Genomic DNA, 17,587 nt, shown 5'->3' on the forward strand with positions numbered 1-17,587 from the left:
CGAGTCATGCCCTACGACGAGCCGTCAACAGAACGCTGGGCGGCGGAGCCGGACAAACGCCCCGGCCGCACCGCCTTCCAACGCGACCGCGCCCGCATCCTCCACTCCTCGGCGCTGAGAAGGCTCGCGGGCAAGACCCAGGTAGTCACCCCGGGCGAACGCAGCGAGGTGTGGGACGCCACCCCCCGCACCCGACTCACCCACTCCCTGGAGTGCGCCCAGGTCGGCCGCGAACTGGGCGCCGCCCTCGGCTGCGACCCGGACCTGGTCGAGGCGGCCTGTCTCTCGCACGACCTCGGCCACCCCCCGTTCGGCCACAACGGCGAGCAGGCCCTCAACGACTTCGCGCAGGACTGCGGCGGCTTCGAGGGCAACGCCCAGTCGCTGCGGCTGCTCACCCGCATCGAGCCCAAGCGCTTCACCCCCGAGGGCTCGGTGGGCCTCAACCTCACCCGGGCCACCCTCGACGCCGCCACCAAGTACCCGTGGCCCCGGGGCGCCCACCCCACCGACCCCGCGTCCCCCAAGTTCGGCGTCTACGAGGACGACCGGCCGGTCTTCGACTGGGTCCGCAAGGAGGCCCCCGGCACACGCACGTGCTTCGAGGCGCAGGTCATGGACTGGGCGGACGACGTGGCGTACTCCGTGCACGACGTGGAGGACGGCCTGCACGCAGGACACATCGACCCCGACGTCCTGCACGCCGAACCGGAACGCCAGGAGATCTACCGGGTCGCCGTCGGCCGCTACGTGCCCGCCGACACCGACCCGGCCGAACTCGCCGCCGCCCTCGACCGCCTGGAGGACCAGGACTGGTGGCCGCACGGCTACGACGGCACGGCGGTCGCCCAGGCCCGGCTGAAGGACACCACCAGCCAGCTCATCGGCCGTTTCTGCCTCGCCGCCGAGGGCGCCACACGCGCGCGATACGGCGCGGGCCCGCTCACCCGCTACGACGCCGAACTCGTCGTGCCGCACGAGACGCGCCTGGAGTGCGCCGTCCTCAAGGCGGTCGCCGACCGGTACGTGATGCAGCGCGTCGAACAGGAACGGCTGCGGGCCGATCAGCGCATCGTCATCAGCGAGCTGGCCGAGGCGCTCACCGTCCGCGCCCCCGAAGGCCTCGACCCGCAGTTCCGCTCGCTGTTCGACCAGGCGCCCGACGACCGCGCCCGGGGGCGCGTCGTCGTCGATCAGATCGCCTCCCTCACCGATGCCTCGGCCCGCAGTCTTCACACCCGTCTGACGGGGCACGCGAGACGGTGACAGGGGCGTGCCCGGTGCGCCCAAACGGGCCCGAACACGCCCCGGAGCGCCTTGATCGGGCACGTCCCCCTTCCCCCATAACGCTCCGTGCGGGACGCTCGCAGGTGGCGGTTCCCTTACGAGGAGGCATCACGTGGTCGACGCGGATCAGACATTCGTCATCGTCGGAGGAGGTCTGGCCGGCGCCAAGGCGGCCGAGACGCTGAGGGCGGAGGGCTTCACCGGCCGAGTGATACTGATCTGCGACGAACGCGACCACCCGTACGTGCGACCGCCCCTCTCCAAGGGCTTCCTGCTCGGCAAGGAGACCCGCGAGAGCGTCTTCGTGCACGAACCCGCCTGGTACGCGCAGAACGACATCGAACTGCACCTCGGCCAGACCGTCGACGCGATCGACCGCACCGCGAAGACGGTCCGCTTCGGCGACGACGGCACGCTCGCCCGCTACGACAAGCTGCTCCTCGCCACCGGCGCCGAGCCCCGCCGACTGGACATCCCCGGCACCGACCTCGCGGGCGTGCACCACCTGCGCCGGCTCGCCCACGCCGAGCGCCTCAAGGGCGTCCTGGCCGCCCTCGGCCGGGACAACGGCCACATCGTGATCGCCGGCGGCGGCTGGATCGGCCTGGAGATCGCGGCGGCGGCCCGTGAGTACGGCGCCGAGGTCACCGTCGTCGAACCGGCGCAGACCCCGCTGCACGGCGTGCTCGGTCCGGAGCTGGGCGGCCTCTTCGCCGACCTGCACCGCGAGCACGGCGTCCGCTTCCACTTCGGGGCCCGGCTCACGGAGATCGTCGGCCAGGACGGCATGGTCCTCGCCGCCCGCACCGACGACGGCGAGGAACACCCGGCGCACGACGTCCTCGCGGCGATCGGCGCGGCCCCGCGGACCTCGCTCGCGGAGGCGGCGGGGCTGGAGATGGCCGACCGCGCCTACGGCGGAGGCGTCGCCGTGGACGCCCAGCTGCGCACCTCCGACCCCGACATCTTCGCCGCCGGGGACGTCGCGTCCTTCCCGCACGGCCTGTTCGACACCCGGCTGCGCGTCGAGCACTGGGCCAACGCGCTGAACGGCGGCCCGGCGGCCGCCCGCGCGATGCTCGGCAGGGACGTCGTCCACGACCGCGTGCCCTACTTCTTCTCCGACCAGTACGACCTGGGCATGGAGTACAGCGGCTGGGCCCCGCCGGGCACGTACGACGAGGTCGTGATCCGGGGCGACGCGGGCAAGCGCGAGTTCATCGCGTTCTGGCTGCGCGAGGGGCGGGTGCTGGCCGGAATGAACGTGAACGTGTGGGACGTCACAGAGCCGATCCAGAAGCTGATTCGCTCGCGCGGGCGGGTGGATACGGAGGCCTTGGCGGATCCGCATGTTCCCCTGGAGAGCCTCGGCGCCCAATGAGCTGCCGGGACCTGTCGTATCGCGAGTGCGGGTCGTGTGTGGCTGGTCGCGCAGTTCCCCGCGCCCCTTGAGGCGCCGCAGCTCGCCGGAGTTGTCAGTTCGGGCCCGTAGAATTCACGCGTGGCTGGGCGGATCAACGACGAGGACGTGAAGGCGGTTCGGGACGCGGTTCCGATCGACGCCGTGGTGTCCGAGTACCTCCAGCTGCGCAACGCGGGCGGCGGCAACCTCAAGGGCCTCTGTCCGTTCCACGACGAGAAGTCGCCCTCCTTCCAGGTCAGCCCCAGCAAGGGGTTCTTCCACTGCTTCGGCTGCCAGGAGGGCGGCGACACCATCACGTTCGTGATGAAGGTCGACCACCTCACGTTCTCCGAGGCCGTCGAGCGGCTCGCCGCCCAGGCCGGCATCACCCTGCGCTACGAGGAGGGCGGCTACAACCCCGCCCACCAGCGCGGCGAACGCATCCGACTGGTCGAGGCCCACAAGATCGCCGCCGACTGGTACGCGGAACAGCTCGCCACCGGCCCCGAGGCCGACACCGGCCGGATGTTCCTCGCCGAGCGCGGCTTCGACCAGGCCGCCGCCCAGCACTTCTCCGTCGGCTACAGCCCCCAGGGCTGGGACCACCTCACCCGCTTCCTGCGCGGCAAGGGCTTCACCGACAAGGAACTGCTCCTCTCCGGGCTCGCCCAGGAGGGCCGCCGCGGCCCCATCGACCGCTTCCGGGGCCGGCTGATGTGGCCCATCCGAGACATCGGCGGCGAGGTCGTCGGCTTCGGCGCGCGCAAGCTCTACGAGACCGACAACGGGCCCAAGTACCTCAACACCCCCGACACGGCGATCTACAAGAAGTCCCAGGTGCTGTACGGCATCGACCTGGCGAAGAAGGACATCGCGAAGTCGTCCCGCGCGGTGGTCGTCGAGGGCTACACCGACGTCATGGCCTGCCACCTCGCCGGCGTGACGACCGCCATCGCGACCTGCGGCACGGCCTTCGGCGGCGACCACATCAAGATCCTCCGCCGACTCCTGATGGACAACGGCAGCGCCCGCGTCATCTTCACCTTCGACGGCGACGCGGCCGGCCAGAAGGCGGCCCTGCGCGCCTTCGAGGACGACCAGAAGTTCGCCGCCGAGACGTACATCGCGATCGCCCCGGACAACATGGACCCCTGCGACCTGCGCCTCGCCAAGGGCGACGAAGCCGTCGCCGACCTGGTCGAACCCCGCACCCCGCTCTTCGAGTTCGCGCTCCGCCAGATCGTCGTCCGCTACGACCTCGACACCCCGGCGGGCCGCGCCGGCGCGCTCGACGAGGCCGCGCCCATCGTCGCCCGCATCAAGAACAGCGGCGCCCAGCACGAGGTCGCCGTCCAGCTCGCCGGGATGCTCGGCATCCTGGACACCCAGTTCGTCGTCAAAAGGGTCGCCCAGCTGGCCCGTTGGGCCCGCGACCGCGGCGGCAAGGGCCCCGCGCCCGCCCGCGGCGGGCCGGGGGGCGGCCCTCAGCAGCCCTACGACGCCGCCCCCCGGCCCGTCGCGGGCGGCCCCGCCCTCAACCTCCGCAACGCCGTCTACGCCACCGAACGCGAGCTCCTCAAGCTCGCCCTCCAGCGCCCCGAACTCGTCGCCCCGGCCTTCGACGCGTACGGCGTGGACGAATTCACCGCCGCCCCCTACGCGGCCGTACGTCAGGCGATCCTGGACGCGGGCGGCGCCGAGTGGGGCGTCCAGGACGGGCACGAGTACCTCGTACGGGTCCGCGAGACCGCGCCCGACGACACGGTCCGCGCGATGGTGACGGAGCTCGCGGTCGAGGCGATCATGCGCCGCACGGTCGACGAGAACTACGCGGGCGAGCAGCTCGTGACCGTCCGCCGCAGGGCCGTGAACCGCCGGCTCACCGATCTGCAGTCCACGCTGACCCGCCTCGGGCACCTGGACCCGGCCCAGGCGGCCGCCGTCCAGAACGAGATGATGATCCTGACCAGGTACGACAGGGCGCTCCAGCACGAAGGCCCGTCCGCTCTCTGAACATGTGGTCACGGACCGGCCGCAAAAAGTCACCGCACGCCCCTCGTGGCAGCGATGTGTCGTACTCCACACTGGGTTGCGGTGCCTGAGTCCTCGGAGCGCGGCCGATCCCGGACGGACAGCGGCGTGGCCGCCGACTCCGCCCCCGAAGTACCGCTGCTGCTCACCTCAGCAGCGATCATCCTGGAGGTCGCCCCCGTGCAGACCCAGACCCTCACCCAGACCGACAGCACTGCCGATCGCACTGCCGACAGCACGAACGCGAACGACGCCGCAGAGGCGGACGCCGAGACCGACGTCCTGGTCGCGGTCCCGCCGCAGAGCCGTGCCGCGCACCACCCGGAGACGCGGACGGAGACGCGGACGGGGCCTGAGACCGAGGGGGAGAGCGAGCCGCCCGCCGAGGCGCTCGCGGAAGCCCCCGAGGAAGCCCCCGAGGAAGCCCCCGAGCCGGTCGTCCCGCCCCGCGCCCGCGTCACCGAGAGCGCGAGCCCGTCCTCCGACCTGTTCCGCCAGTACCTGCGCGAGATCGGCCGGATCCCGCTGCTCACCGCGGTCGAGGAGGTCGAGCTGGCCCGTCGCGTGGAGGCGGGCCTGTTCGCCGAGGAACGGCTGGGCAGCGCGGCCGACCTGGACAGCCGACTGGCCCTCGACCTCGACCGGCTGGTCGTCATGGGCCGGATGGCCAAGCGCCGCCTCATCGAGGCCAACCTGCGGCTCGTGGTGTCCGTCGCCAAACGGTACGTCGGCCGCGGGCTCACCATGCTCGACCTCGTCCAGGAGGGCAACCTCGGCCTGATCCGGGCGGTCGAGAAGTTCGACTACGCCCGCGGCTACAAGTTCTCCACCTACGCCACCTGGTGGATCCGCCAGGCCATGTCCCGGGCCCTCGCCGACCAGGCCCGCACCATCCGCGTCCCGGTCCATGTCGTCGAACTCATCAACCGGGTCGTGCGCGTCCAGCGCCGGATGCTCCAGGAGCGCGGCTACGAGCCCTCCGCCGAGGAGGTCGCCGCCCAGCTGGATCTGCCCCCCGAGCGCGTCGGAGAGGTGCTGCGGCTGGCCCAGGAGCCGGTCTCCCTGCACGCCCCGGTGGGCGAGGAGGACGACGTCGCCCTCGGCGACCTCATCGAGGACGGCGACGCCGCCAGCCCCGTCGAGTCGGCCGCCTTCCTGCTGCTGCGCGAGCACCTGGAAGCGGTGCTCTCCACACTCGGCGAACGCGAGCGGAAGGTCGTCCAGCTCCGCTACGGCCTCGCGGACGGCCGCCCGCGCACCCTGGAGGAGATCGGCCGCATCTTCGGCGTGACGCGTGAGCGGATACGCCAGATCGAGTCGAAGACCCTCAACAAACTCCGCGACCACGCCTTCGCGGACCAGTTGAGGGGCTACCTGGACTGAGCCGGGCCGCTCGCCGTCCCCCGACGCGAGCGGCCCCACTCTCCACAGCGGCTAGGACCGTCCTAGTCCACCTCGGCCACGGCTTGCGCGAACTGGGCCTTGTACAGCCGCGCGTACGCCCCGTCCGCCGCGAGCAGGTCGCTGTGCGCGCCCTGCTCGACGATCGAGCCGTTCTCCATCACCAGGATCGTGTCGGCGTCCCGGATGGTCGACAGCCGGTGCGCGATGACGAACGACGTCCGCCCGTGCGCCAGCTTCGCCATCGCCTTCTGGATCAGCACCTCCGTGCGGGTGTCGACGGAGCTGGTGGCCTCGTCGAGCACCAGGATCGTCGGGTCGGACAGGAACGCCCGCGCGATGGTGATCAGCTGCTTCTCACCGGCGCTGACCCCGCTGCCCTCGTCGTCGATCACGGTGTCGTAGCCGTCGGGGAGGGTGCGCACGAACCGGTCGGCGTGCGCGGCCCGCGCCGCCTCCTCGATCTCGCCCCGGGTGACCTCGCGGGACGCCCCGTACGCGATGTTCTCCGCGATGGTGCCGCCGAACAGCCAGGTGTCCTGAAGCACCATGCCGATCGTGGCGCGCAGCTCGTCGCGGGTCATCCGCGCGATGTCGACGCCGTCCAGGGTGATGCGTCCGCCGGAGACGTCGTAGAACCGCATCAGCAGGTTCACCAGCGTCGTCTTGCCGGCGCCCGTCGGGCCGACGATGGCGACCGTGTGACCGGGCTCCACCGTCAGGGACAGGTCCTCGATCAGCGGCTTGTCGGGGTCGTAGCGGAAGGACACGCCCTCCAGCGCCACCAGCCCGCGCAGTTCCTTCGGCCGCTCGGCCGCCACCGGATCCGCCTGCTGTTCCTCCGCGTCCAGGAGTTCGAAGATCCGTTCCGCCGAGGCGACGCCCGACTGCACCAGGTTCGCCATCGACGCGACCTGCGTCAGCGGCATCGAGAACTGGCGGGAGTACTGGATGAACGCCTGCACGTCACCGATGGACAGCGAGCCCGACGCGACCCGCAGGCCGCCCACGACCGCCACCAGCACGTAGTTGATGTTCGACACGAACATCATCAGCGGCTGCATGACCCCGCTGTTGAACTGCGCCTTGAACCCGGCCTCGTACAGCGCGTCGTTCTGCTCGGCGAACTGCGCGGCCGACTCCTGCTGGCGGCCGAACACCTTCACCAGGGTGTGCCCGGTGTACATCTCCTCGATGTGGGCGTTCAGCTTGCCGGTGGAGCGCCACTGCTGCACGAAGTGCGGCTGCGACCGCTTGCCCACGCGCGTGGCGACGACCGCCGACAGCGGCACGGTCACCAGCGCGACCAGCGCGAGCAGCCAGGACACCCAGAACATCATCGCCAGCACGCCGATGATGGTCAGCAGCGAGTTGATGAGCTGGCCCAGCGACTGCTGGAGCGTCTGCCCGATGTTGTCGATGTCGTTCGTGGCGCGCGAGAGGACCTCGCCCCGCTGCCGCTTGTCGAAGTACGACAGCGGCAGCCGGGACAGCTTCGTCTGCACGTCCTCGCGCATCCGGAACATCGTGCGGTTGACGGCCCGGTTCACCAGGCGCGTCGCCACCGCCATCAGCAGACCGGCGATCAGGAACACCCCGAGCGCGACCAGCAGGACCTGTCCGACCTGGTCGAAGTCGATGCCCTTGCCGGGCGTGAAGTCGGTGCTGCGGAGCATGTCGGCGACGCCGCCCTCGCCGCGCTCGCGCATCGAGTCGAGGACCTGCTCCTTGCTCGCCCCGGCCGGCATCTCCCGTCCGATGATGCCCGCGAAGACCAGGTCGGTGGCCTGACCGAGGATCTTCGGCCCGACCACGTTGAGGCCGACGCTGAAGACCACGCAGGCCAGCATCACGTACAGGGTGAGCCGCTCCGGTTTGAACATGGCGAGCAGCCGCCTGCCGGACACCTTGAAGTCCAGCGAGCGGTTCTCGGGACCGGTGCCGGCCATCATGCGTCCCATGGGCCCGGCCATCAGGCAGCCTCCGCTTCCGTGAGCTGGGAGAGCACGATCTCCCGGTAGGTCTCGTTGTCCGCCATCAGCTCGCGGTGGGTGCCGGTGCCGACGACCCGGCCCTCGTCCAGGACGATGATCCGGTCGGCGTCGCGGATGGTGGCGACCCGCTGGGCGACGATCACGACGGTCGCCTCGGCGGTCTCCCGCCCGAGCGCCGCGCGCAGCGCCGCGTCGGTGGCGTAGTCGAGGGCGGAGAAGGAGTCGTCGAACAGGTAGATCTCCGGCCGCTGCACGAGCGTCCGGGCGATCGCCAGCCGCTGCCGCTGACCGCCGGAGACGTTCGTCCCGCCCTGCGCGATGGGGGAGTCGAGGCCGTTCTCCAGCTTGCTGACGAAGTCCCTGGCCTGCGCCACCTCCAGCGCGTGCCACAGCTCCTCGTCGGTGGCGTCCGGATTGCCGTAGCGCAGGTTGGTCGCGACCGTCCCCGCGAACAGGTAGGGCTTCTGCGGCACGAGCCCGACGGTCTTCGCGAGCAGCACCGGGTCGACGTCGCCGACGGCGACCCCGTCTACCAGCACCTCGCCCTCGGTGGCGTCGAACAGCCGGGGCACCAGCCCGAGCAGCGTGGACTTGCCGCTGCCGGTCGAGCCGATCACGGCCGTCGTCTCGCCCGGCAGCGCCACGAGGTCGACCGCCTTGAGGACGGGCTCCTCGGCGCCGGGATAGCGGAACCCGGCGCCCCGGATCTCCAGATGCCCGTGCCGACGCAGCTCGGTGACGGCCGCCGTCGGCGGCACCACGGACGACGAGGTGTCCAGCACCTCCTGGATGCGCTCGGCGCACACCTCCGCGCGCGGCACCATCATGAACATGAAGGTGGCCATCATCACGGACATGACGATCTGCATGAGGTAGGCGAGGAACGCGGTCAGATCACCGATCTGCATCCCGCCGCTGTCGATGCGATGGGCCCCGAACCAGACCACCGCGATCGAGGACAGGTTCACCGTGGTCATGACCACCGGGAACATCAGGGCGAGCAGGTTTCCGGTCTTCAGCGAGATGTCGGTGAGGTCGGTGTTGGCCATCCGGAACCGCTGCGCCTCGTAGTCGTCCCGGACGAAGGCACGGATGACCCGGTTGCCGGTGATCTGCTCGCGCAGCACCCGGTTCACGGTGTCCAGCCGCACCTGCATGGACCGGAACAGCGGGCGCAGCCGGCGCACGATCAGCGTCACGCAGATGCCCAGCGTGGGCACCACGGCGACCAGCACGGCGGACAGCGGCACGTCGAGGCCGAGCGCCAGCACGATGCCGCCCACGCACATGATCGGCGCGGACACCATCAGCGTGAACGTCATCAGGGCCAGCATCTGGATCTGCTGGACGTCGTTCGTCGTCCGGGTGATCAGCGAGGGCGCGCCGAAGTGACCGACCTCACGGGCGGAGAAGGACTGCACCCGGTCGAAGACGGCCGCCCGCACGTCCCGGCCGAGCGCGGAGGCGGTCCTGGCTCCGTAGTACACGGCGCCGATGTTGCACACGACCTGCGCGAGCGAGGCGGCGATCATCACCCCGCCGAAGGTCAGGATGTAACCGGTGTCCCCCTCGACGACGCCTTTGTCGATGATGTGAGCGTTGAGAGTGGGCAGGTAGAGGGTGGCGCAGGTCTGCAGGAACTGGAGCAGCACCAGCAGGGCGATGGGTTTCTTGTAGGGCCTGATATAGGTCCGCAGAAGTCGTATGAGCACGCTACGTCTCTCGGAGTGGGGGCCAGGGGCATTGGTTGCCCCTGGCCCCCATCGTCGAACACTCCACCCGTGTTACCTCAACTGATTAAGCCGACAGCTGCGCTCCCCGCGTGGCCCGTATCGCCTTATATGCGAAATGCCCCGAGATCGCTATATGCGAAATGCCCCGGGATGGGTCTGCTCCCGAACCGACACGTACTGCTGCCGCACGGCCTGTCCGACGGCCAGCTCCTCGCCCGGGTCCAGGACCTGCGCCGCCGCCCCCTGCCAGGCCGGCGGGTTCCGCGGGTCGAGGGTGCCCTGCGACGCGCCGAGCGCCCACGCGGCCTGCCGGGCCGCCCCGATCGCCGCGTAGTCCGCCGGCTGCGGTACGACGACCTGGGCCCCGAACAGCGCGGGCGCCGCCGCCTGCACGGCCGCCAGCTCGGCCGCGGCCCCGAGCAGGAAGATCCGCCGCACGTCCACGCCCCGGCCGCGCAGCACGTCCAGCGCGTCCGCGAGCCCGCACAGCATGCCCTCGAAGGCGGCCCGCGCGAAGTGCTCCGGCTTCATCGACTCGCGTCGCAGCCCCGCCAGCGTCCCGGCCGTGTGCGGCAGGTTCGGCGTCCGCTCACCCTCCAGATAGGGCAGCATGACCAGCCCGTGCGACCCGGGCGTCGACTTCATCGCCAGGTCCGACAGCGCCTCCAGATCGGGCGCGCCGACCAGTTCGGCCGCGCCGCGCAGGGTCCGCACGGCGTTCAGGGTGGTGACGACGGGCAGATGCATGCCGGTCGCGTCCGCCAGCGAGGTGATCATCCCGCTCTGGTCGAAGAGCGCCTCGTGGTGGACGGCCATCACGGACCCGGAGGCGCCGAGGGACACGACCGCGTCGCCGAGCCCGATCCCGAGCCCCAGGGCCGCAGCCATGGTCTCGCCGGTGCCGGCCGAGATCAGCAGCCCCTCCGGCGTCGTACCGGCCGCGTCGGACGGTCCGATCACCTCGGGCAGCATCACCTGGTGCCCGAGCGCCAGCTCCACGAGATCGGGCCGATAACCGCCGGTGGCCGCCGACCAGTACCCGGTCCCGGAGGCCCCGCCGCGATCGGTGGTCCGCCGCACCGGCCGCCCGAGCAACTGCCACACCAGCCAGTCGTGGGCCTGGAGCAGCACGGCGGTCCGCGAGGCCGCGTCGGGCTCGCTCTTCGCCAGCCAGCGCAGCTTGGTCACCGGCTGCGGGGCCTGCGGCACGCACCCCACCGCCTGCGCCCATGCCTCGCGCCCGCCGAGCGCGTCGATCAGGTCCGCCGCCGCGACCTGCGCCCGCTTGTCCCCGCCGACCATCGCCGGGCGCACGGTGTTGCCCTGCGCGTCCAGCGGCACCACGGCGTTCTGCTGCGAGGAGACGCCGATGGCCTGCACGCCTTCGAGCAGCCCGCCGCCCGCGGCCTCGCCCAGGGACAGCAGCCAGGCCTGCGGATCGACGTCCGAAGGCCGCGCGGCGCTCTCCGCGCCCTCCATCGGATGCGGCGCGTATCCCTGCCGGAGCACGGCTCCGGTGTCCGCGTCGCAGACGACGATACGAGTGAAATCGGGCGAACTGTCCAGCCCGGCGACTATCCCCATAACGAAAATTCTGCCGCACGCGCCGCTCGGGTTTGGCCGCGGAGACCGCGGGAAGGGGTCCGCCGGCGCGGACGCGGGCCTGTCGTGGCTGGTCGCGCCCGCGCGGCACGGCGGCACATGTCACAGCCCCGTACGCCCATCAGGTGGGATTCCGCTGGACTTCCGCTGGGATTCCGCGCCTCTCCTGCCCCGGCCAGGTCCTACGTGTTGCTGGTGCCCCAGTCGTCCCCGCTCGCGCCGTTGACGTTGCGCTCGCGCAGTGCGCGCACCCGGTGCGACACCGATTCGGGCATCCGGTCGCCGACCTTGTCGCTGACCGCGTGGTACGCCTTGCCCGCGTACTGGCGGCCCTGATGGGCGGCGGTCTCGGCGGTGTTGCGCACGGCGGGGTTCTGGGCGACCTGCCGCGCGGACTTCTTCAACTGCTCGTAGCGCTCGCGCCCGGCACGCGTGCCCAGCACGTAACCCACAGCCAGTCCGACGACGAACGTGAGCTTGTAGCGCATGACGGCCACCCTTCCCTCGTGACGGTCCCGGCCGTGACCTCGACGCCGGGGGGAACCGATTGGCGGAGCACCCCCCTGCTTGCGCTAATGTATGTGTCGCAGCGAGCGAGCGCTTCCTGGCGAATACCCAGGTAGGTACGATCGATGCAACGAGGCAATCCCCTGTAGCTCAATTGGCAGAGCAGCCGGCTGTTAACCGGCAGGTTACTGGTTCGAGTCCAGTCGGGGGAGCTTCGATCTCCTGTAGCTCAATTGGCAGAGCAGCCGGCTGTTAACCGGCAGGTTACTGGTTCGAGTCCAGTCGGGAGAGCAGCGTGAACGAGGACCCCGTGGGGGTCCTTTTTCATGTCGGCGGGAACCGCGCAGGCCAGAGGGGCAGTCCTCATGGTCGTGCAAGGTCCACCAGCCGAAGCGTGAGATCGTATGAGCGGCTATGCTGCGGCAGACGGCGCGCACACATGTACGCGACACGCCGCGATGGGGCGGTAGCTCAGCCGGTTAGAGCAGCGGACTCATAATCCGTCGGCCGTGGGTTCGAGTCCCACCCGCCCCACCTGTGCAGGCTCCTGACCTGCGGAAACGTTCATTTTTGGGTGTCGGGGCGTCAACTTTGCCTGGGCGGACTGAATCCGCTGCTCGTGGGTTTGGCACCACGCTGGTCTGTGTCCGCTGATGCCCTTCTGACCTGCATGGATGCGTAGCGGCTGAGACGTGTTCTGCTTGCCTCTGCTGTGGCAGGGCCAAGGGTTGAGGCCGTCCTGAGGCCGAAGGTACCGGGGAAGTGCCGGGGAGGTGCTCGCCGGCGCGTCGTCTGCGTGTGGCTCAGGGCGTCTCGTGTGGTGGCCGTGCGGGACTGTCGCCCTGCGAGGAGCACGTCCGGCGAGGGTCCTGAGAATCAAGGAAACGGCCCCAACAGAAAACGGCCCCGAACGTGCAGCGGCTTCTGAAAGGCCGTGACAGTTCGGGCGTCAGCATGGCCGCGTTGATCACGAGATCTTCGACCCGAACCGGTCTGGAGGTCATCCTTGGCGGGGTCGTAAGCGGGATGGCATGGGTGGTGCTGGGGGCTCCGGGGCCGTCGAGACGGTGAGGCAGGGGCACGGCGCTCGGCGGCCCCGGAGCGAGGTCGGACGCCTACCAGCTGGTGCCGATCTGCTGGCGGGTGCTGAAGGCGGTGGCGGTGCGGGGGTAGAGCCACAGGATGCTGGTGGCATCGTCGCGGGCGATGACGTCGGGGTTGCCGTCGCCGTTGAAGTCGCCGATCCCGGCGAAGGTGTACGGGTTCCAGCCGGTGCCGATCTGGCTGCGGGCGCCGAAGCCGTTGCTGCCGTTGCCGGGGTAGAGCCACAGCGCGCCGGTGCTGTCGCGGGCGATGACGTCGGGGTTGTTGTCGGCGTTGAGGTCGGCGACGCCGGCGAAGGTGAAGGTGCCCCAGCCGGTGCCGATCTGCACGGATGTTCCGAAGCTGGCACCGTTGCCGGTGCCGGGGAACAGTCTCAGGGAGCCGTCGGGATAGCGGCCGATCAGGTCGGCTTTGCCGTCACGGTTGAAGTCGGCGACGCCGGCGAAGGCGTAGCCGTTCCAGCCGCTGGGGAAGTTGGTGACCGGGGTGAGCAGGTCGTGCCCTACGTCGCCGGGGAACAGGCGCAGGGTGCCGCCGGGGGCCATGGCGACGGTGTCGGGGTAGACATCGGTGTTGAAGTTGCCGATCCCGGCGAAGGTGTAGGTGGAAAGGCCGGAGCCGATGTACGTGGGGGCGCTGGACCAGCCGCCGTTGCCGTTGGCGGGGTAGAGCCACAGGCTGCCGGTGGCGTCGGTGGCGACCAGGTCGGGGTTGCCGTCGCGGTTGTAGTCGGCGACGTCGGCGAAGCTGTAGGGGGCTTTGGGAAGGGTGATGTTGGCCATGGTGCCGACCTGGGTGGCGGTGAGGACGGCCCCGTTCCAGACCTGTACGTCGGAGATGTTGCCCTTGAAGTACGAGGCGCGGGCGTCGTTGTTGAGGCTGTTGCCCAGGGTGAACTTGCCGGTGAAGCCTGAGATGGCGGTGTGGGAGCCGCGGGCCACTGGACGGTCGTCCATGTAGAGCGTGGTGGCTTTGGTCGTGGGGTCGTAGGTGGCGGTCAGGTGGGTCCACTGGCCGATGATGGCGCTGCCGCCGGCTGTGCAGTCGTAGCCGCGGGTGGCGTCACCGGTGGCCAGGCAGAACGCCCATTGCCGGTCGACTGGGGGTACAGCAGGAAGCCGGAGTTGTGCACGCCGTCCTGCGAGGCGACGACGCCGCCCACGGCGGCGGGGTTGACCCAGGCCGACAGGGTGAAGGCGCTCGAGGTCGACAGTGCCGCGTTCGAGGTCATGGCACCGGTGGCGGTGCCGTCCAGAGCCAGGTTGGGGGAGAAGACGTCGTCGCTGTCCCACGAGGCGCCGGCGCCGCTGCCGGTGAGGTTCAGTCCTGCGGAGGTGTCGGCGGCGCCGGCCGCGCTGCCCTCGGTGCCGTCGCCGAGCGGCCAGGCGTGACCGGGGGCGATCAGGGTCTGTGCCGTCTGAGCCGTCAGAGTGCCGGTGGCCGAGTTGAAGATCCGCGCGGTGCTGGCGCCGTTGGTGGAGACGGTTCGCAGATCCGGGGTGCCGTCGGCGTTCAGGTCGGCGGCCTGCAGGACCGGCAGGGACGCGGAGCTGTAGCCGCTGCTCGCGACTTGCAGCGGGGTGACCAAGTTGCCGAAGGCGAGGTCTTGCAGCTGCTGCGGGGTGTAGTAGTACAGGGTGCCGGTGCTACGGGCGAACAGTGCGGGCAGCCCGTCGATGAGGCTGCTGGTGATGGTCCAGCCGGTCCAGTCTCCGGTGCCGGTGGGGTTGGTGCCGCCCAGCGGCAGCGCGTTGTCGACGCCGACGAAAGCGCCGGGGAGCGGATTGCCGGGCTCGTCCCACCATCCGTGGCGAGGACGGCGAAACCGCAACCCTCCACACCACTGCCAACCATCCCTTCTGGGATGACACCGCTCATCTGTGGGTTCCCGCCGGCGAACTCCAGCGCGGCGACACCCTCAACACCTCCACCAACCACCCCGCCTACGTCGTCTCCACACGCATTACACCCGGCGCCGCCGATCGTTGGAACCTCACCGCCAACGACCTCCACACGTACTATGTGCTGGCGGGCGAGACTCCGGTCCTCGTTCACAACAGCAACTGTGGAATTCGTCAACACGACAAAGCCCGCGGCGCTGCCGGTGTCGATGAAATGACGGCGACGTTTGAGAAGTTCTACAAAAAGTCCGATATCTATAGCGAGAGCTACGGGAATGGACTTGACTTGTGGACCCCTTACGGCAGGCGTCAAGTGGACATCGCGGTCAGGAACCCAGACGGAAACCTTCACCTTTACGAGGTGAAGGTGAATAAATCGAATTACACCAGGGGTCAGCGAAGGAAGGATGAATGGCTAGCGAAGACGTACGGGTTTGAAACCTCGGTCGTCCGGCGCGGTACAGCGTGTCCAATCTGCAACCCCTAACCTGAGAGGATGGCTTGTGAGCAGTGACTTCGGCTTCTGGAAGCGCTCTGCCGGGAACCCTGAGGAAGTCTTCGACAGCCTTGCTGAGGGCGACACCAGCGACCTTGTCGTGAGCCCTGACGTCCTGCGGTTCCGGGAGGAGTTGCTGACCAGGTGGCCAGATGTGGAGGACGTTCTGGAGCCGTCTCGATTCGACCTGGAAGAGGAGCCGGATGACGCTGGAAAATACGTCCTCCTGACCCTCTCGGTTCGTCAACTGGACTATCTCCATGAGATTCTCGACATGGCGAAGAGGAACGGCCTCGTCGGATTCAGTGGAGTGGCGGGCGAGCCAATTTAGGCTTCCGATTTGCGACGCAGACAAGCGCAAAGATGCGGCCCCTGTCGATGTCGCCTACAGGAGCTGTTTTGCAGCTTGACGGCAGTAGATGACGGCAACGGCGGCGGACACCAGGTGTCCGCCGCCGTTGCCGTGCGTGCGTCAGGGGTGGTCGAGGGCGCGGCCGAGGAGGTCGATGGCGTCGTGCTGGAGGCGGAGTCGGACGTGGGCGTAGACGGTGGCGGTGACGCTGATGTGGGCGTGGCCGAGGAGTTCCTTGATCACGATGAGTTCGACGCCCTGTTCCAGGAGCAGGGTGGCCGTGGAGTGCCGGAGGTCGTGGAAGCGGATGCGGCGGAGGCCGGCCTTGCGGAGGAGCGTGAGGAAGGTGCGGGTGAGGTTGGTCGGGTCGATCGGTCGGCCCTGGCCAGTGGTGAAGACGTGTCCGTTGTGCTGCCAAGCGGTGCCTGCAGTCTCTCGCTCGTGTTGCTGCTGTTCGCGATGGTTCTTCAGCGAGTGGAGGCAGCGGGTGGGGAGGGCGATGCGGCGTTCGGAGGCCCGGGTCTTGGTGGGCAGCGTGGTGAGTCCGCCGGTGTTGGTGCGCTGCAAGGTACGGCGGATGGCGGCGGTGCCGGCGTCGAGGTCGAGGTCTTCCCAGCGGAGGCCGAGGAGTTCGCCCTTGCGGAGTCCGGTGTGGAGCGCGAGTTCGAACAGCGCGTGCAATCGGTGGCCTTGCGCGTCGGTGAGGAGCTGACGGGCTTCGTCGGCGGTGAGGGGTTCGAAGCGTCGGGGCCGTGGGGTGCCGGTGCGGACGTTGCGGGCGACGTTGCGCGGGATCTCCTCCTCGCGGACGGCGTGCTCCAGGGCGGACTTGAGCACGGAGTGGATGTAGTTCAGCGTCAGCGGAGAGAGCAGCTTGGAGCAGCACTGGCCGATTGCGCAGCAGCGGGGCTGGTCGCGCCGGGCGTCGATGCGGCGGGTGCAGCACTGGCAGGTGGTGCGGAGCTGGTTGAGCCAGGTGCGGATGTCCTTGGCGGTGAGCTTGGTGAGCTTCTTCTTGCCCAGGCCGGGGGTGAGGTACTGGTTGGCGCAGGCGGTGTAGCGGGTGTGGGTGTTCTCACGGAGGTGGTGGACGGCGACGTTCTCCAGCCAGTACGTCAGGTACGCGGCCACGCTGCCCTGCGCGGAGGGCACAGGGAGGCCGCGGTTGCTGGCGGCGATCTTCTCGGTGAGTTTGGCCAGAGCTTCCTTGCGGGTGGTGCCGTAGACGCGGATGCGCTTGCGGGTGTTGCCGGGGGCGAGGACGTATCCGGCGGCTTCCCAGCGGCTGTCCTTGCGCTGGTAGACGGTGCCGTCGCCGTTGGCGCGCACGCGGCGGGAGGGGCTGGTGGCACGGCGCGTGGTCATCAGGCGGCTTCCTGGTCGAGGCGGGTGCGGATGAAGTCGGTCAGGGCGTGTGCGGGGATCCGGCGGGCGCGGCCGAGGGTGAGGGAGGGGAGTTGGCGGGTGCGGAGGAGGTCGTAGACGGCGGTGCGGCCGAGTTGGAGGCGTTCCATGACCTGGGGGACGGTGAGGGGGTCGGTGCCGGCAGTCATGCGACGGCCCCCGCCCGGGCAGCACCGGTCAGCCGATGAGTGGAGTGACCGACCGGGTGACCGGCGCGGTCACCGGGGCAGTCCGAGTGCCAGGTTCGGGTTGGTTGCTCGGGTCGGGTCTGCCGTTTTGCGGCTAGTGCCGCGGCAGGCAACGTTCGCCCCGTCGCGACGCCCGGCACGCACTCTCGCCGCACCGGCCGAAAGCCCAAGTACGTCCAGTACGA

At 69.8% G+C, this 17,587-nt stretch carries 14 protein-coding genes and 3 tRNA genes; 9 read left to right on the forward strand and 8 right to left on the reverse strand.

What is annotated here, in order from left to right; all coding sequences use genetic code 11:
- The first annotated feature begins 6 nt into the window (after positions 1-6).
- The 4 genes from AB0J04_RS20475 (at position 7) to AB0J04_RS20490 (ending at position 6,103) form a co-directional block, all read left to right on the forward strand.
- Complete coding sequence (locus AB0J04_RS20475; RefSeq protein ID WP_363169931.1) at positions 7-1,266, forward strand: deoxyguanosinetriphosphate triphosphohydrolase; 1,260 nt, start codon at positions 7-9, stop codon at positions 1,264-1,266.
- 133 nt (positions 1,267-1,399) lie between these two features.
- Positions 1,400-2,668 (forward strand): FAD-dependent oxidoreductase, encoded by a 1,269-nt coding sequence (locus AB0J04_RS20480; RefSeq protein ID WP_363169932.1) that lies wholly within the window; start codon positions 1,400-1,402, stop codon positions 2,666-2,668.
- A gap of 120 nt (positions 2,669-2,788) precedes the next feature.
- On the forward strand, positions 2,789-4,702 hold the full coding sequence (gene dnaG / locus AB0J04_RS20485) for a DNA primase (RefSeq protein WP_363169933.1): 1,914 nt from the start codon (positions 2,789-2,791) through the stop codon (positions 4,700-4,702).
- A gap of 54 nt (positions 4,703-4,756) precedes the next feature.
- A complete protein-coding gene (locus tag AB0J04_RS20490; protein WP_363169934.1) occupies positions 4,757-6,103 on the forward strand; it encodes an RNA polymerase sigma factor in 1,347 nt (448 codons plus the stop codon).
- Positions 6,104-6,165: 62 nt separating this feature from the next.
- Here the strand turns inward: AB0J04_RS20490 and AB0J04_RS20495 are convergent, their stop codons facing one another.
- The 4 genes from AB0J04_RS20495 to AB0J04_RS20510 form a co-directional block, all read right to left on the reverse strand.
- On the reverse strand, positions 6,166-8,094 hold the full coding sequence (locus tag AB0J04_RS20495; RefSeq protein WP_363169936.1) for an ABC transporter ATP-binding protein: 1,929 nt from the start codon (positions 8,092-8,094) through the stop codon (positions 6,166-6,168).
- Complete coding sequence (locus AB0J04_RS20500; RefSeq protein WP_363169937.1) at positions 8,094-9,827, reverse strand: ABC transporter ATP-binding protein; 1,734 nt, start codon at positions 9,825-9,827, stop codon at positions 8,094-8,096. The genes AB0J04_RS20495 and AB0J04_RS20500 overlap by 1 nt, the downstream gene beginning before the upstream one ends.
- A 150-nt stretch (positions 9,828-9,977) precedes the next feature.
- Positions 9,978-11,432: an FGGY family carbohydrate kinase gene (locus AB0J04_RS20505; protein ID WP_363169938.1), complete on the reverse strand. Its 1,455-nt coding sequence runs from the start codon at positions 11,430-11,432 to the stop codon at positions 9,978-9,980.
- A 200-nt stretch (positions 11,433-11,632) separates the two neighbouring features.
- On the reverse strand, positions 11,633-11,938 hold the full coding sequence (locus tag AB0J04_RS20510; RefSeq protein ID WP_363169939.1) for a YtxH domain-containing protein: 306 nt from the start codon (positions 11,936-11,938) through the stop codon (positions 11,633-11,635).
- Positions 11,939-12,096: 158 nt separating this feature from the next.
- On the opposite strand from AB0J04_RS20510, the gene AB0J04_RS20515 reads away from it, so the two are divergent.
- The 3 genes from AB0J04_RS20515 (at position 12,097) to AB0J04_RS20525 (ending at position 12,491) form a co-directional block, all read left to right on the forward strand.
- Positions 12,097-12,169 (forward strand) — tRNA-Asn (locus tag AB0J04_RS20515).
- A 6-nt stretch (positions 12,170-12,175) separates the two neighbouring features.
- Positions 12,176-12,248, forward strand: a tRNA-Asn gene (locus AB0J04_RS20520).
- A 169-nt stretch (positions 12,249-12,417) separates the two neighbouring features.
- Positions 12,418-12,491, forward strand: a tRNA-Ile gene (locus tag AB0J04_RS20525).
- 581 nt (positions 12,492-13,072) lie between these two features.
- On the opposite strand, the gene AB0J04_RS20530 is transcribed toward AB0J04_RS20525, so the two are convergent.
- Complete coding sequence (locus AB0J04_RS20530; protein ID WP_363169945.1) at positions 13,073-14,137, reverse strand: FG-GAP-like repeat-containing protein; 1,065 nt, start codon at positions 14,135-14,137, stop codon at positions 13,073-13,075.
- Positions 14,059-14,892, reverse strand: coding sequence for a hypothetical protein (locus AB0J04_RS20535; RefSeq protein ID WP_363169940.1), 834 nt, complete (start codon positions 14,890-14,892; stop codon positions 14,059-14,061). The genes AB0J04_RS20530 and AB0J04_RS20535 overlap by 79 nt, the downstream gene beginning before the upstream one ends.
- Here AB0J04_RS20535 and AB0J04_RS20540 point away from each other — a divergent pair.
- Together AB0J04_RS20540 and AB0J04_RS20545 are read left to right on the forward strand one after the other, a co-directional pair.
- Positions 14,865-15,449, forward strand: a complete 585-nt coding sequence (locus AB0J04_RS20540; protein ID WP_363169946.1) for a polymorphic toxin-type HINT domain-containing protein — start codon at positions 14,865-14,867, stop codon at positions 15,447-15,449. The genes AB0J04_RS20535 and AB0J04_RS20540 overlap by 28 nt on opposite strands.
- Before the next feature lie 16 nt (positions 15,450-15,465).
- Positions 15,466-15,789: a hypothetical protein gene (locus AB0J04_RS20545; protein WP_363169941.1), complete on the forward strand. Its 324-nt coding sequence runs from the start codon at positions 15,466-15,468 to the stop codon at positions 15,787-15,789.
- Positions 15,790-15,930: 141 nt separating this feature from the next.
- Here the strand turns inward: AB0J04_RS20545 and AB0J04_RS20550 are convergent, their stop codons facing one another.
- Positions 15,931-17,175: a site-specific integrase gene (locus AB0J04_RS20550; RefSeq protein ID WP_363169942.1), complete on the reverse strand. Its 1,245-nt coding sequence runs from the start codon at positions 17,173-17,175 to the stop codon at positions 15,931-15,933.
- On the reverse strand, positions 17,175-17,363 hold the full coding sequence (locus tag AB0J04_RS20555; protein ID WP_363169943.1) for a helix-turn-helix domain-containing protein: 189 nt from the start codon (positions 17,361-17,363) through the stop codon (positions 17,175-17,177). The genes AB0J04_RS20550 and AB0J04_RS20555 overlap by 1 nt, the downstream gene beginning before the upstream one ends.
- Positions 17,364-17,587 lie beyond the last annotated feature (224 nt).

Source organism: Streptomyces sp. NPDC050263, assembly GCF_040655955.1.
Lineage (GTDB): Bacteria > Actinomycetota > Actinomycetes > Streptomycetales > Streptomycetaceae > Streptomyces.

Bases quoted from the DNA above. Each gene is read 5' to 3' on its own strand.
- AB0J04_RS20475 (WP_363169931.1), top strand. From the start codon at position 7: ATGCCCTACGACGAGCCGTCAACAGAACGCTGGGCGGCGGAGCCGGAC.
- AB0J04_RS20505 (WP_363169938.1), bottom strand. From the start codon at position 11,432: ATGGGGATAGTCGCCGGGCTGGACAGTTCGCCCGATTTCACTCGTATC.
- AB0J04_RS20555 (WP_363169943.1), bottom strand. From the start codon at position 17,363: ATGACTGCCGGCACCGACCCCCTCACCGTCCCCCAGGTCATGGAACGC.
- AB0J04_RS20550 (WP_363169942.1), bottom strand. From the start codon at position 17,175: ATGACCACGCGCCGTGCCACCAGCCCCTCCCGCCGCGTGCGCGCCAAC.
- AB0J04_RS20510 (WP_363169939.1), bottom strand. From the start codon at position 11,938: ATGCGCTACAAGCTCACGTTCGTCGTCGGACTGGCTGTGGGTTACGTG.
- AB0J04_RS20495 (WP_363169936.1), bottom strand. From the start codon at position 8,094: ATGGCCGGGCCCATGGGACGCATGATGGCCGGCACCGGTCCCGAGAAC.
- AB0J04_RS20490 (WP_363169934.1), top strand. From the start codon at position 4,757: ATGTGTCGTACTCCACACTGGGTTGCGGTGCCTGAGTCCTCGGAGCGC.